At 61.0% G+C, this 14,103-nt stretch carries 13 protein-coding genes; 10 read left to right on the forward strand and 3 right to left on the reverse strand.

Annotated features, from left to right (window positions below):
* Position 1 precedes the first annotated feature (1 nt).
* On the forward strand, positions 2-1,084 hold the full coding sequence (gene ispG, locus AAAV21_RS05920) for a flavodoxin-dependent (E)-4-hydroxy-3-methylbut-2-enyl-diphosphate synthase (RefSeq protein WP_349108115.1): 1,083 nt from the start codon (positions 2-4) through the stop codon (positions 1,082-1,084).
* Positions 1,085-2,806 carry a proline--tRNA ligase gene (locus AAAV21_RS05925; protein ID WP_349108116.1) on the forward strand — a complete coding sequence of 574 codons (1,722 nt, stop codon included), beginning with the start codon at positions 1,085-1,087 and terminating at the stop codon, positions 2,804-2,806. It begins immediately after the preceding gene.
* Between the two features lie 176 nt (positions 2,807-2,982).
* Here the strand turns inward: AAAV21_RS05925 and AAAV21_RS05930 are convergent, their stop codons facing one another.
* The 3 genes from AAAV21_RS05930 to rpmB all read right to left on the reverse strand — a co-directional run bounded on the left by AAAV21_RS05930 (position 2,983) and on the right by rpmB (position 7,209).
* Positions 2,983-3,747: an aminoglycoside phosphotransferase family protein gene (locus AAAV21_RS05930; protein ID WP_006236119.1), complete on the reverse strand. Its 765-nt coding sequence runs from the start codon at positions 3,745-3,747 to the stop codon at positions 2,983-2,985.
* 88 nt (positions 3,748-3,835) lie between these two features.
* On the reverse strand, positions 3,836-6,484 hold the full coding sequence (gene adhE, locus AAAV21_RS05935) for a bifunctional acetaldehyde-CoA/alcohol dehydrogenase (protein ID WP_349108117.1): 2,649 nt from the start codon (positions 6,482-6,484) through the stop codon (positions 3,836-3,838).
* Between the two features lie 536 nt (positions 6,485-7,020).
* A complete protein-coding gene (gene rpmB / locus AAAV21_RS05940) occupies positions 7,021-7,209 on the reverse strand; it encodes a 50S ribosomal protein L28 (RefSeq protein WP_022094725.1) in 189 nt (62 codons plus the stop codon).
* Between the two features lie 451 nt (positions 7,210-7,660).
* Between rpmB and pyrR the strand changes: the two genes are divergently transcribed.
* The 8 genes from pyrR to gmk all read left to right on the forward strand — a co-directional run bounded on the left by pyrR (position 7,661) and on the right by gmk (position 14,102).
* The gene (gene pyrR / locus AAAV21_RS05945) at positions 7,661-8,245 is read left to right on the forward strand and encodes a bifunctional pyr operon transcriptional regulator/uracil phosphoribosyltransferase PyrR (protein WP_006236123.1); all 585 of its coding nucleotides are present in this window, start codon (positions 7,661-7,663) and stop codon (positions 8,243-8,245) included.
* A gap of 4 nt (positions 8,246-8,249) precedes the next feature.
* Positions 8,250-9,194 (forward strand): aspartate carbamoyltransferase catalytic subunit, encoded by a 945-nt coding sequence (locus AAAV21_RS05950; RefSeq protein WP_035138537.1) that lies wholly within the window; start codon positions 8,250-8,252, stop codon positions 9,192-9,194.
* Entirely contained in the window at positions 9,178-10,467 is a 1,290-nt protein-coding gene (locus AAAV21_RS05955) for a dihydroorotase (RefSeq protein ID WP_117564269.1), read from the forward strand. Before AAAV21_RS05950 ends, AAAV21_RS05955 begins: the two co-directional genes overlap by 17 nt.
* 116 nt (positions 10,468-10,583) lie before the next feature.
* Entirely contained in the window at positions 10,584-11,351 is a 768-nt protein-coding gene (locus tag AAAV21_RS05960; protein WP_117564270.1) for a dihydroorotate dehydrogenase electron transfer subunit, read from the forward strand.
* A complete protein-coding gene (locus AAAV21_RS05965; protein ID WP_022094721.1) occupies positions 11,351-12,274 on the forward strand; it encodes a dihydroorotate dehydrogenase in 924 nt (307 codons plus the stop codon). Before AAAV21_RS05960 ends, AAAV21_RS05965 begins: the two co-directional genes overlap by 1 nt.
* On the forward strand, positions 12,268-12,984 hold the full coding sequence (gene pyrF, locus AAAV21_RS05970; protein WP_117564271.1) for an orotidine-5'-phosphate decarboxylase: 717 nt from the start codon (positions 12,268-12,270) through the stop codon (positions 12,982-12,984). The genes AAAV21_RS05965 and pyrF overlap by 7 nt, the downstream gene beginning before the upstream one ends.
* Before the next feature lie 239 nt (positions 12,985-13,223).
* Positions 13,224-13,532 carry an integration host factor, actinobacterial type gene (gene mihF / locus AAAV21_RS05975; protein ID WP_006236130.1) on the forward strand — a complete coding sequence of 103 codons (309 nt, stop codon included), beginning with the start codon at positions 13,224-13,226 and terminating at the stop codon, positions 13,530-13,532.
* Positions 13,533-14,102: a guanylate kinase gene (gene gmk / locus AAAV21_RS05980; RefSeq protein ID WP_099431806.1), complete on the forward strand. Its 570-nt coding sequence runs from the start codon at positions 13,533-13,535 to the stop codon at positions 14,100-14,102.
* Position 14,103: the final 1 nt, after the last annotated feature.

Here is a 14,103-nt window from a genome sequence, read left to right on the forward strand (position 1 = left end):
ATTGTCTTTATCCCATCCTTTGCCTCGCGAGTTGACGCGCCCCGTGCATGTGGGCGGTGTGCAGATCGGTGGCGGCGCGCCGGTGGTGGTCCAATCCATGACCTGCACCGATACCGCTGATGCCCAGGCAACGCTTGCGCAAGTGTGCGCGTTGGCGCAGGCTGGCTGCGATATCGTGCGTGTGAGCGTGCCCACCGAGGCCGCGCTTGAGGGTTTCCGCACCATCTGTGCCGAGTCTCCGGTGCCGATTGTCGCTGATATCCACTTTAACCATAAGCTCGCCATTGGCGCCGTTGAGGCCGGTGCCGCCAAGCTGCGTATCAATCCCGGCAACATCGGCGATTGGGCCAAGGTTGACGCTGTCATCGATGCCGCGGGTGCCGCGGGCTGCGCGATTCGCATTGGCGTGAACGCGGGCTCGCTTGAGCAAGATATTGCCGAGCGCGACGACCTCACGCAGCCCGAAAAGCTCGTGATGTCGAGCGAGCGCTTTGTGCGGCACTTTGAGGACCGTGGGTTTACCAACATCGTGCTATCCGCCAAGGCCCATAGCGTACAGACGACGCTTGATACCTATCGCGCCCTGTCGCGCGAGATACCGCATGTTCCGCTCCACCTGGGCGTGACGGAGGCGGGGACCAAGCTTCAGGGCACCATCAAGAGCTCTGTAGGCTTGGGTATCTTGCTTTCCGAAGGCATCGGCGACACCATGCGTGTGTCGCTCACGGCCGATCCGGTTGAGGAGCCGCCGGTCGCCTGGGGAATTTTGCAGTCACTGGGCCTGCGTCGCCGTGGTCCCGAGATTGTCTCTTGCCCCACGTGCGCCCGCTGCCAGGTTAACCTGATTCCCATCGCCGAGGAAGTAACCGAGCGGCTTAAGAACTATGCCGCGCCGCTTTCGATTGCCGTCATGGGATGTGCCGTTAATGGCCCCGGTGAGGCTTCTGATGCCGACCTGGGCGTTGCTTGCGGACGTGGTCAGGCCTTGCTCTTTTCGCATGGCCAGATCATTGGTAAAGTAGCTGAGGACCAAATTGTCGACGCGCTTATGGCCGAGGTCGACAAGCTTATTGAGGAGAAGTAAATGACTCGAGCAATGTATATGTCTAAGCTCTATGCTCCGACGCTTAAAGAGGATCCGGCGGACGCTGAGCTCGCCAGCCACCGCCTGTTGCTCCGTGCCGGCATGATCCGCAAGGAGGCCGCCGGCCTGTATTCCTATCTGCCGCTTGCTTGGCGCTCGATCCGCAAGATTGAGAACATCGTGCGCGACGAGATGGACGCCGCCGGCGCCCAGGAGCTCATGATGCCCATCATGGTCGATGCCGAGCTGTGGCGTGAGTCCGGCCGTATCGACGCCTATGGCAAGGAGCTCGTGCGCTTCGATGACCGTCATGGCCGCGAGTTCGTACTCGGCCCCACGCATGAGGAGACCGTGACTGCTCTGGTGCGCAATGAGCTGCGTTCCTACAAGCAGCTGCCGGTGAATCTCTATCACATCCAGGACAAGTTCCGCGACGAGTTCCGTCCCCGCTTTGGCCTGATGCGCGGTCGCGAGTTCATCATGAAGGACGCCTACAGCTTCTCCGCCACGCAGGAGAGCCTGCAGGAGGAGTACGACAAGATGAAGCAGGCTTACGCCAATATCTGCGATCGCTGCTATATCAAGGCCCTGCCCGTTGTCGCCGATTCCGGCGAGATCGGTGGCGATACCTCCGTCGAGTACATGGCTTTGGCCGACGCCGGCGAGGCTTCTCTCGTCTATTGCGATGACTGCGGTTTTGCCGCCGATGATGAGGCTGCAAGCACCAAGGTCGTCGTGATTGAGGGTCCCGGTGACGGTACGCTTACCAAGGTTGAGACTCCGGGCATGGGCACCATTGAGGCTGTTGCTAAGTTCTTTGGGTTCCCCGAGAACGGCACGCGCAAGTCCCTGGCGCTCATCGATGCCGAGGGCAAGCCCGTCGTGGCCATCGTCCCGGGCGATCATGAGCTCAACGACTGCAAGGCCGAGCATGTCTTTGGCAAGGGCTATCGCATGATGACCGACGAGGAGCTCCAGACCTACGGTCTGCACAAGGGCTTTATCGGACCGGTTAACTTGCCCGAGGGCATCCGTCTGGTGTGCGACGAGAGCCTGCGCGAGTCCAAGCAGTGGGCCTGCGGTGCCAACGAGGTCGATTATCACTTTACCGGTGCCTGCCCCGAGCGCGACTTTACCGTCGATGAGTGGGCAGATCTGGTCACCGTCGTTGCCGGCGATCCCTGCCCGCACTGCGGCAAGCCGCTCTCTGCTGCCCGCGGCATCGAGGTCTCTCAGGTGTTCCAGCTGGGCACCAAGTACTCCGAGGCCATGGGTGCCACCTTTATGGACGAGGACGGCAAGGAGAAGCCGCTCATCATGGGTTGCTACGGCGTTGGTGTGTCCCGCTCGCTTGCTGCCGTCGTGGAGCAGCACAACGACGAACACGGCATCGTCTGGCCGGTCTCCGTTGCCCCGTACGAGGTCGCGGCGATTCCGCTCGATCCCAAGAAGGAGGAGTGCGCAACCGTCTGCGACCAAATCGTCGAGGGCTTGTGCGCCGAGGGAATCGAGGTCGTCGTCGACGACCGTGACGAGCGTCCCGGCTTTAAGTTTGCCGATAACGACCTTATGGGATTCCCGTATCAGGTGGTGCTTGGCAAGCGTGGCCTTAAGAATGGCACCGTTGAGCTCAAGGACCGTGCCACGGGCGAGCGCGAGGACGTGGCGATTGACGAGGTCGTCGCCAAGGTTGCCGAGCTTGTTAAGGCGGCCCGCCGTTAATCGACGTTTCTGCTATTAGATGTAATTGCGGGACTGCTCCGTATCTCTCTTAGGAAGAGATGCGGAGCAGTCTATTTTGTTGCGTGAATAAACTCGATGGGTAAAGGAAAACCCCACAGCCCATATGAGCTGCGGGGTTTTCTTGTGCCTCCGATGCGAAATAAATCGCTCAGATATTACTGATAATCGACGACGTCGATCCAGTTCTTCAGGAACTCATCGTTCACGTTGCGCTTACGAGCGAGCTCGGAAGCGGCGACGATGCTCGTCCACTGACGCACGACCTGCATGGGCATGTCGGCGCGGTCGCAGTAGAGCTCCAGGTAGGCCTCGGCCTGATCCTTGCTGTTGAGGGCGAAGAGCAGGTAGGTGGTGGCAACGTCGGCAGCAGGGGAGCCCTGGGTGGCGTGTGCCCAGTCGCACACATAGAGCTGGCCGTCGTCGCCGACGATGACGTTGGAGGGGTTGAAGTCGCCGTGGCAGACCTTGAACTCCTTGGTCATGCCGTCCAGACGCTCCTGAAGGTTGTAGCGCGTGGTGGCATTGAGCTGATCAAGGCTGTCGATCATGCGGGCGAACTTGTCGCGCTGACGGTTGAGCAGCGGGGAGGTGTAGCCGTGGATCTCGATTTGGAGGTCGACGAACATCTCGAGATACTCACCAAAGCGCTGGGGCTCGGCAGTCATCTTCTCGGCAAGGGTGGTGCCCGGAACCTTCTCGGTCACGAGCGCCCAGCCGTTGGCGTTCTCGAGCTGGGAAACCTCGAGAGCCTTGGGGCTGCGGATGCCGCACTCATTGATGCGGGCAAGATTCAAAGCCTCGTTGAACACGTCGGAGACAGGCTTGGTCTCGTTAAAGACCTTGACAATCTTGTCGCCCAGGTCGTAAACGACCTTGTTGCCACGGCGGACGAGCTCGGTCTTGGAATCGGGTAGCAGCATGGTTGCATCCTTTCAACGATGCGATAGAAGCGACGGCGGGGGTGTGTGAAACACCCGTGCACCCCCGCCGTTAAAAACCGTGCTAAAACTAGCAGACGGCGTAGTCCTGAGGCTCGCGGCCGTAGTAGGCGTCCAGGTAGAGCTCCTTGATCTCGCTCATGAGCGGGTAGCGCGGGTTAGCGCCGGTGCACTGGTCGTTGAATGCCTGCTCGGTCATCTCGTCGAGGGTGTCGAGGAAGTACTGCTCGTCAACACCGTAGTCGGCGATGGTCTTCTTGACGCCGATGAAGTCCTTGAGCTCCTCGAGCTTCGTGATGAAGTTCTCGAAGACCTCCTTGTCGTCCTTGCCCTCGATGCCGCAGTACTTGGCCATCTCGGCGTAGTTGTGCAGCGCGTTGGGGTAAGGATACTGGGAGAACGTGCCCATCTTGACGGGAGCCTCGGCGGCGTTGTAGCGCATAACGCGGGTCAGGATGACGGCGTTGGCGAGGCCGTGGGGCAGGTGATGGAAGGCGCCGAGCTTGTGAGCCATGGAGTGGTTGAGGCCCAGGAAGGCGTTGGCGAAGGCCATGCCGGCCATGCAGGAGGCGTTGTGCATCTCCTCGCGGGCGTGCGGGTCCTTGGCGCCGTTCGTGAAGCTGGAGGGCAGGTTCTCGAAGACGAGCTTAGCAGCGCGCTCGGAGAGGCCCTTGGTGTAGTCGGAAGCCATGATGGAGACGTAGGACTCGATGGCGTGGGTCATGACGTCGATGCCGGAGGCAGCGGTCAGGCCGCGCGGGGCGGTCATGCAGTTGTCGGCGTCGACGATAGCCATGTTGGGGAGCAGCGCGTAGTCGGCGAGCGGCCACTTGATGCCGGTCTCCTTGTCGGTGATGATGGCGAACGGCGTGCACTCGGAGCCGGTACCCGAAGAGGTCGGGACGGCGACGAAGTAGGCCTTCTTGCCCATCTCGGGGAAAGTGAAGATACGCTTGCGGATGTCCATGAAGTCCATGGCCATGTCCTCAAACTTGCACTCGGGGTGCTCGTACATCATCCACATGATCTTGCCGGCGTCCATAGCGGAGCCACCGCCGACGGCGATGATCACGTCAGGCTCAAAGAGAGCCATCTGCTTGGCGCCGCGACGTGCGCACTGCAGCGACGGATCGGGCTCGACGTCGTAGAAGCAGTCGTGGGCGATGCCCATCTCGTCGAGCTTGGCCTCGATGGCGCGGGTGTTGCCATTCTTGAAGAGGAACTGGTCGGTGACGATGAAGGCGCGCTTCTTGCCCATGACGGTACCGAGCTCGTCGAGGGCGACGGGCGTGGAACCCTTCTTGAAGTAGACCTTCTCGGGAGCGCGGAACCACAGCATGTTCTCACGGCGCTCGGCCACAGTCTTAACGTTGATCAAGTGCTTCACCCCAACGTTCTCGGAGACGGAGTTGCCGCCCCAGGAGCCGCAGCCCAGGGTCAGAGACGGCTTCATGCCAAAGTTGTACAGATCACCGATGCCGCCGTGCGAGGACGGGGTGTTGATGACGATACGGCAGGCCTTCATGACGTGCTCGAACAGACTGATCTTCTCGGCCTGGGCGGGGTGCACGTACAGAGAGGCGGTGTGGCCCGGGCCACCGGCGAGCACCAGGTGCTCGGCCTTGTCGACGGCCTCCTGGAAGTCCTTGGCGTGATACATGGCCAGGACCGGGGAGAGCTTCTCGTGGGAGAACTCTTCCTTGGCGGGGTCGGTGGAGGTGACCTCGGCGATCAGGATCTTGGTCTTGGCGGGAACCTCGATGCCGGCGAGCTCGGCGATCTTGGCGGCAGCCATGCCGGGAATGCGGTGATCGAGGGCGCCGTTCTTGAACATGGCGGCACGCAGGGCCTCCATCTCGGCACCCTGCTTGACGAAGTAGCAGCCGCGCTTCTGGAACTCGGCCTTAACCTGGTCATAGATGGTGTCGATGACGGTCACGGACTGCTCGGAAGCGCAGATCATGCCGTTGTCGAAGGTCTTGGAGTGGATGATGGAGTTGACGGCGGGCAGCACGTCGGCGGTGTCGTCGATGACGACCGGGGTGTTACCGGCGCCAACGCCCAGGGCGGGCTTGCCCGAGGAGTAGGCGGCCTTGACCATGCCCGGGCCACCGGTGGCGAGGATGATGTCGACGTCGCGCATGACCATGTTGGTCAGCTCGATGGAGGGGACATCGACCCAGCCGATGATACCCTCGGGGGCGCCGGCCTTGACGGCGGCGTCAAGCACGAGCTTGGCGGCGGCGATGGTGCACTTGGCGGCAGCCGGGTGCGGGGAGATGATGATGGCGTTGCGGGTCTTCAGGCTGATCAGCGTCTTGAAGATCGCAGTGGAGGTGGGGTTGGTCGTCGGGATGACGGCGCCCACGATACCGATGGGCTCGGCGATCTTGGTGATGCCATAAGCCTCGTCGCGCTCCAGGACACCACAGGTCTTGGTGTTCTTGTAAGCGTTGTAGATGTACTCTGCGGCGTAGTGGTTCTTGATGACCTTGTCCTCAAGAACGCCGCGGCCGGTCTCCTCGATGGCCATCTTCGCCAACGGGATACGAGCCTTGTTGGCGGCCATGGCGGCCTCATAGAAGATCTTGTCGACCTGCTCCTGCGTGTACGTAGCAAAAAGCGCCTGGGCCTCTCGCATCTGAGCGAGCTTAGCCTCAAGCGCCTCTACGTTGTCCACAATTGCGGGAGTAGTGTTTTCCGGTGACTTTTTCACCATTTGTGTCTCCTTGCGATCGGAGATTTACCCTACGTCTTGCATGATAGCAAGAAATTATTCGGCGAACGGTAAGATTCCCGTAAAAGGCATACTAAAACGCTTCAATAAACTGAAGCGTTTTAACTAAAACTATCTGCCAGTGCATCGCCCCACTCATTGGGGACAGACTTGCATGAGTATTTCAATGGGAAAACGGGGAGAACGGGGCAACTGTTTGATAATCGCTATTCGCGGGTCGCGGTTGAGTCGGACACGCAGGCGGTGCAGCTGGTCGATTACATCCATCTCAATCCTGTGAATGGTGCGCTTGACTCGCTCGAGTCGTACTGCTGGTCAAGTTGCAAAGCATATCAGCTGGGCTACGATCTTTTTTTATATTTGTGATGCGGCCCCTATGCTCGAAAACACTCATGTAAGTCTGTCCCCAATGAGTGCAAAAAGGCGCCCTCCTTAGGGGAGGGCGCCTTTGGTAAGTTCTATATGAACGCGAGGTCTTTGACCCGGAGAGTCCGAGGTACTTGTTGGTAAGACCTTATTTAGGAGCGCGCAACCTTGCCGGACTTGAGGCAGGTGGAGCAAACGTTCATCTTGCGACGGTGACCATCGACGACGACGTAAACGCGCTGGATGTTGGGGCGGAACTTACGGTTGGTGACGCGGTGAGAGTGGCTGATGGAGCGACCGGCAACGGGGTGCTTACCGCAAACTTCGCAAACTTTGGACATAACTGACCCTCCTTGGGCGACAAACGAACATGTCGCGTTAACAAACAAGCCTGAACTATAGCACAGAAGTCGCTCCCTGTGCGCAATCTACACAGAGATATTCCTCTTTTGGCGATAGTGCCCACGCTACGGCCCTGGACGTAGATCCGATTTGCGTGCAGCAGAGGGGATTATGCCAGCTCGTGCGTGTGTTTTCAAGCTCGTCCCACAAATATATATAGGTTTATGGAGCGCCTGCGCACGTTTACGGATTGCTCTGTATTTATGCTCGCAATTAAGCTTGAGGTTGGCTACACTATCCCTTGACCATTAAAGGGGTACGAGATACCCACATGGAATTACATAGCTGTCAAAGAGCAGCCTTTCCTGTGGGTGTCTGGTCCGCTTTAAGCGGTCGGGCATCTATTTTTTTGACTGTGTCAGCAGTCAAGACATGTGAGGAAGGAGATCGATGGGCACGACTTCCCCCAAGGCGGTCATCATGGACGAGACCGCCGTCAATCGAGCGATGACCCGCATTGCGCACGAGATTCTCGAGCGCAACGAGGGCTGTGAAGACCTCGCTCTGGTCGGCATCGTCACGCGCGGCGACCTTCTGGCAAAGAAGCTCGCCGAGGAGATCAAGGAGATCGAGGGCGTCGACGTTCCGCTCGGTAGCCTCGACATCAGCTTCTACCGCGATGACTACGCCACCAATTTCGCTCCCGCGATCCACGCCACCAACATTCCCTTTAGCGTCGACGGCAAGCGCGTCGTTTTGGTGGACGACATCCTGTATACGGGCCGTACCATTCGCGCCGCTCTGGACGCCGTTATGGACCTGGGCCGTCCGAGCCGCATTGAGCTGGCAGTCCTCGTTGACCGCGGTCACCGTGAGCTCCCCATCTCGCCGGACTTTGTCGGCAAGAACGTTCCCTCGTCGCATGAGGAGAACGTGCACCTATATATGAAGGAAGTCGACGGCCACACCGCCGTCGAGATTAACGACGTCGCGCCGGGTTCCCACGTGGGCTCCGCGCCGCTGGGAGGTGAGTAGTACCGTGGCGTTCAACCATAAGCACCTGATCGACATTACCGAGTACTCCGAAGAGGACATCAAGCTCATCCTCGAGACCGCCAAGGCGTTCTCTGAGGTCAACGAGCGTGCGATCAAGAAGGTCCCCACGCTCAAGGGCAAGACCATCGTCAACATGTTCAACGAGCCCTCGACGCGCACCCGCAGCTCCTTCGAGCTCGCCGAGAAGCGCCTTTCGGCCGACAGCCTCAACTTTGGCGGCTCCTCGACCTCCACGGTCAAGGGCGAGAGCCTCGTCGACACCGTCGAGACCCTCAACGCCTACAAGATTGATTGCATCGTCGTTCGCGATAAGCACGCCGGTGCTCCCTACATCGTCACGCAGAACTCGCCCGCGAGCGTCATCTGCGCCGGCGACGGCAAGCACAACCACCCCACGCAGGCCCTGCTCGACCTGTACACCATCTGGGAGCACAAGGGTGACTTCCACGGTCTGAAGGTCGCCGTCGTCGGCGATATCGCGCACTCCCGCGTGTGCGGCTCGCTGATCCCCGCACTTAAGATCATGGGCTGCGAGACCTACGCCGTCGCCCCCGGCACGCTGCTGCCGCCGGCGCCCGAGGTCCTGGGCTGCGACCACGTGACGAGCGACCTCGATTCCGTCCTGCCCGAGCTGGACGTCGTCTACATGTTGCGCGTGCAGCAGGAGCGCCTCGAGGGCGCACCGTTCCCCACGATTCGCGAGTACCACAAGCTCTTCGGTCTGACCAAGGACCGCGAGAAGCTCATGAAGCCCGATGCGATTATCTGCCACCCGGGCCCCATCAACCGCGGCGTTGAGTTCGACTCCTATATGGCCGACCACCCGCAACGCTCCGTCATCCTGGAGCAGGTCTACGCCGGTATCTGCGTGCGTATGGCTATCCTGTATCTGCTGCTTGGAGGTGCCGATAATGGCCTTGCTTCTTAAGAATGCCCACGTCGTCGATCCGTCCGTCGAGCTTGACGGTGTCGTCGACGTCCTGATCGACGGTGACAAGATCGCCGAGGTCGGCGAGAACCTCGCCGCCGAGGGAGCCGAGGTCCGCGACCTTTCCGGCAAGTATCTCGTCCCCGGCCTGGTGGATATGCACGTGCATCTGCGCGAGCCTGGCTATGAGGTCAAAGAGGACATCGAGAGCGGCACCCGCGCTGCTGCCAAGGGCGGCTTCACCGGCGTGTGCGCCATGCCCAACACCGATCCCGTCACCGATAACGGCACCGTCGTGGAGTTCGTCAAGTCCCGCGCTGCCGAGGTCGGCCACTGCCGCGTCTATCCGTCGGGCGCCATGACCCGCGGTCTTAAGGGCGAGGCCATGTCCGAGATGGGCGATATGGTCGCCCACGGCGCCGTCGCCTTCACCGACGATGGTCGCGGCGTGCAGGGCGCGGGCATGCTCCGTCGCTGCATGGACTACGGCAAGATGTTCGGCAAGGTCTTTATGAGCCACTGCCAGGACGAGGATCTGGTCGGCCACGGCCAGATCAACGAGGGCAAGGTCTCGACCCGTCTGGCCCTCGAGGGTTGGCCGGCCGCCGGCGAGGAGCTTCAGATTGCCCGCGACATCGAGATTGCCAAGCTGACCGGTGCCAAGCTGCACATCCAGCACATCTCCACCGCTCATGGCCTGGAGCTCGTGCGTGCCGGTAAGGCTGCCGGTGTCCAGGTGACCTGCGAGGCCACCCCGCACCACATGTTCCTGACCGAGAACGACCTGGACGAGACCTACAACACCTCGCTCAAGGTCAATCCGCCGCTGCGCACCGACGAGGATGCCGAGGCCATCCGTCAGGGTGTCATCGACGGTACCGTCGACGCTATCGTTACCGACCACGCTCCCCACACCCCGTGGGAGAAGGCCCGCGAGTTCGAGCTCGCGCCCTTTGGAATGATTGGCCTCGAGACTTCGCTGTCGCTCGTGCTCACTGAGCTGGTCAACACGGGCAAGATGAGCGTGAGCCGCATGGTCGAGCTCATGGCCATCAAGCCGCGTGAGATTCTGGGCCTCGATCAGGTTCAGGTCAAGGCGGGCTCTGTCGCCGACCTGACCGTGTTCGACCCCTCCGCAACCTGGACGGTTGGCGAGGACGGTTACGAGTCGCGCGCCGAGAACTCCGGTTTTGCCGGCCGCACGCTCACCGGTCGTGCCACCGATGTATTTGTCGGTGGCAAGCAGACGCTCGCCGACGGCTGCATCTGCTAGCATAGCCTTATCGCTTTTGTGCGCGGCGCCCTTGCGGTGCCGCGCTTTCTGTTCGTTTAGACCATGCAACCGCATGGGGGATTGGAGCGTCTATGCCCACACCTTCCACTGCACGCATGCACGACTTCGAGGTCGTCTCGAACCGGGAGATCGCCGACGGCATCTTCTCGCTCGTCATCTCGGCCCCCAAGCTTGCAAGTGCGCTCAAGCCCGGTCAGTTTGTGAACATCGCCGTCCCCGGCGATGCGTCTTCTCTGCTTCGTGTGCCCTTGAGTTTCTACCGCGCCGACGCCGAGGCCGGCACCGTCGAGCTGTGGTACGCCGTCGTGGGCGACGATACCCGCCGTTTGTCCCAGATGGGCCCTGGCTCCACCTCTAACCTGTTGGGCCCCGGTGGCCGTGGCTGGATGGTACCCGAGGGCACCAGGAAGGCACTGCTCGTCGCCGGTGGCATCGGCGTTCCGCCTGTGCTGTGTCTTGCCGGCATGCTTGCCGAGCAGGGTGTTGATGTGGACGTGTGCCTGGGCTTCGGCACCGCTTCCAAAGTCGTGGGTGTCGATGAGTTCCGTGCGCTGGGCGCCACGGTTAACGTGTGCACCGACGACGGTTCGCTCGGCACGCACGGTTTTTGCACCGATCCGGCAGCCGAGCTGCTTGGAGAGGGCGGCTACGACTACGTCGCCAGCTGCGGCCCCGCCGTCATGATGAAGAAGGTCGCCGCCGCTGCCGCCGAGGCCGGTGTGTACTGCGAGGTGTCGCTCGAGCGCATGATGAGCTGTGGCTTTGGCGCCTGCAACACCTGCAATGTCGAGACGGTCGACGGTATGAAGGGTGCTTGTATGTGCGGCCCCGTGTTCGATGCTTCCAAGGTGGTGGTCTTCTAGTGGGTACCGTGAACATGGCCGTCGATTTCGGCGGCGTCAAGATGCAGAACCCCATTAACACCGCAGCCGGTACCTTTGGCTACGGTTGGCAGTTCCAGAACTTCTTTGATGTTTCCCAGCTGGGCGCCATCACCACCAAGGGTTGCGCTGCCGAGCCCTGGCCCGGCAATCCCGCGCCCCGCATGGCCGAAATTCCCGGCGGTATGATCAACTCCGTGGGTCTTCAGAACCCCGGCGTGGCCGCCTTTGCCCGCGAGTCCGGTCCGTGGCTCGAACAGCTGTCCAAGGACGGCTGCCAGGTCATCTGTCAGGTTGCCGGTCACTCCGTTGACGAGTTTGTCCGCGCACTCGAGATGTATGTCGAGCTATGCCCCTGGGCTGCCGGCTACGAGATCAACGTGAGCTGCCCCAACATCGCCGCCGGCGGTGCCGCCATGGGCTCCACGCCCGAGGGCGCCTCTTCCGTTATGGCTGCCTGCCGCAAGGTGACTGATAAGCCGCTGTTCGTGAAGATGGCGCCGGTCAACGTCGCCGAGATCGCCAAGGCCCTCGAGGCTGCCGGCGCCGACGGCCTTTCGGTCATCAACTCCATCCAGGGCATGGCCATCGACGTCCATACCCGCAAGTCCCGCGTGGCCAAGCCCAAGGGCGGCCTTTCGGGCCCGCTGTGCCACCACATCGCCGTGCGCATGGTCTGGGAGGTTGCCCAGGCCGTCGATATCCCCATCAACGGTGTCGGCGGTGTCATGACTGGCGAGGATGCGGCTGAGTTTATCCTGGCCGGCGCCACCTGCGTGTCGGTCGGCATGGCCAACTTCGTCGATCCGTGTGCTTCGCTTAAGATCGCGCATGAGCTCGAGGCCTGGGCCGAGTCCCAGGGCGTAAAGGACATCAACGAGCTGGTGGGTGCTTTCGAATGCTAGAGAATGATGCCCGCGACCGTGTTATCGTCGCCCTCGACTGCGACCGTGAGCGCGCGCTCGAGCTCGCCCACGAGCTTTCGGGCCATGCCGCCTGGCTCAAGGTCGGCATGACGCTCTATTACGCTGAGGGTCCCCAGATCGTCAAGACCTTTAAGGACCTTGGCTTTAAGGTCTTCCTCGACCTTAAGTTCCATGACATTCCGCATCAGGTGCGCGGCGCTGCCCGCTCGGCCTCGCTTGCCGGTGCCGACCTGCTTTCGGTCCACGGCCTGGGCTCGGGTGCTATGCTCGCTGCCTGCCGCGAGGGTGCCGAGGAGGCGCGTGAGGACCGCGCCAAGCTCGTCGCCATCACCGTGCTCACGAGCATGAATCAGGATGCCTTGAGCGAGATCGGCGTCGAGTCGCCCGTGGCCGAGGAGGCCGCCCGCTTGGCAAAGCTTGCTCAGGCCAACGGCATCGATGGCATCGTGTGCTCACCGATGGAGGCTCACGACATGCGTGAGCTGCTGGGTCCTGATGCCCTGATCGTGACTCCGGGTGTGCGTCCGGTGGGTGCCGCCCTTGGTGACCAGTCCCGCGTGGCGACGCCTTCCCAGGCTATCGAGCGTGGCGCAAGCCACATTGTGGTGGGCCGTCCCATCACCGGTGCCGACGATCCGGTTGCCGCCTTTGACGCCATCGTCGCCGAGCTGGTCGAAAACGTCGCGTAAAAGATTCCCCTAAGTCACCACTTTTGGGTCTCATTAGCACAAAATAGCCCCTGTGCCTGCGTAAACTTTCCCATCCTTTGTGTGGAATCGCAGGTCAGGGGCTTAACTTTGGGCGCAGTATATTGCACTTTTTGCGGGTATCGTCTAACCTATGGAGCCGCGATTAGGCATTTTGTACGTTCTACGTGCTAAAATGCCAATTATTGAATCAGATATAACCCAACTATTTGGAGGTACGAATGGCACTCCCTCAGCTTACCGACGAGCAGCGCAAGCAGGCTCTTGAGAAGGCTGCTGCCGCACGTCACGCCCGCGCTGAGCTTCGCGAGCAGATCAAGAAGGGCGAGAAGTCCCTCGAGTCCGTGCTCAACTCCGATGACCCCATCGCTTCCCGCATGAAGGTTTCCACCCTCATCGAGTCTCTCCCCGGTTATGGCAAGGCCAAGGCCGCCAAGATCATGGAGGAGCTCGGTATCTCCGCTACCCGTCGCGTCCAGGGCCTCGGTGTCCGTCAGCGCGAGCAGCTCCTCGAGCAGCTGACCAAATAAGTGAGCGCTCAGGATTCCAAGCTCTTTGTGATTTCTGGACCGTCAGGCGCAGGCAAAGGTACGCTCGTCACTCGTGTGCGCGAGCGCCGCTCGAACCTGGGTCTGACGGTTTCGGCTACCACGCGAGCACCACGCAAAGGTGAGGTCGACGGCGTCAACTACTTTTTTCTGACGCGTGAGGAGTTCGACCGCCGCGTGGCAAACGGTGAGTTTGTTGAGTGGGCCGAGGTCCACGGTAACTGCTACGGCACGTTGGTGAGCGAGGTCACATCCAAGCTCGCCTCGGGCTCGTCTCTGATTTTGGAGATCGATGTCCAGGGCGCCCTGCAGGTGAAGGAGCGTTTCCCCGAGGCCGTGCTGATCTTTATCAAGCCGCCTTCGCTTGAGGTGCTCCGCGAGCGTCTAGTCGGTCGCGGTACCGAGACGCCCGAGACGATTGAGCTGCGTATGGCAAACGCCGCCGATGAGCTTGCCCTTGCCGACCGCTACGACGACGTCGTGGTGAATGACGATCTCGACCGCGCGACCGATGAGCTCGTTCGCGTTCTCGATATGCATGAAAGGATCTGAG

The sequence above is a fragment of the Collinsella sp. CLA-AA-H302 genome (genome assembly GCF_040093305.1).
Taxonomy (GTDB): Bacteria; Actinomycetota; Coriobacteriia; order Coriobacteriales; family Coriobacteriaceae; genus Collinsella.